Source organism: Mesorhizobium sp. M2E.F.Ca.ET.209.01.1.1 (genome assembly GCF_004010375.2).
Taxonomy (GTDB): domain Bacteria; phylum Pseudomonadota; class Alphaproteobacteria; order Rhizobiales; family Rhizobiaceae; genus Mesorhizobium.
The window spans coordinates 1-322 of the sequence record NZ_SADP02000783.1; the positions used below are offsets into that span (position 1 = coordinate 1).

Below are 322 nucleotides of genomic sequence, written 5' to 3' on the forward strand. Positions count from 1 at the left end.
TTCACGAAGGCGCGACCCGTCGCCCCACCTCCTCGAGCCAATGGTCGCGTATCCCCAATGCCTTGAGATGCTCGACCGTGCTGAGCACATAGTCCTCGTTGCGGCTCGATTGACCGACGGCGCCGCGAACGACCGCTGCCGCATGGCTGGCGTCGAGACCGCCGGCATATTGCACATGGGCGCGGTCGACGACATAGGCGACCGCCTTGACCGTCTCGCCCCCAGCCGCCTTGCCCTTGTTGAGGCGAATGTCGAGCAAGCGTTCGAGATAGACGTCGGTGACCAGCTCGCGCTCGCGCAGATAGGTAATGACCTCGCCGCG

Annotated in this window: 1 protein-coding gene; it reads right to left on the reverse strand. The window is 64.9% G+C overall.

Going from position 1 to position 322, the window contains the following annotated elements:
• Nucleotide 1: 1 nt before the first annotated feature.
• A partial coding sequence (locus tag EN852_RS37885) for a gamma-glutamylcyclotransferase (protein ID WP_189546555.1) occupies nucleotides 2-322 on the reverse strand: 321 nt, incomplete at its 5' end.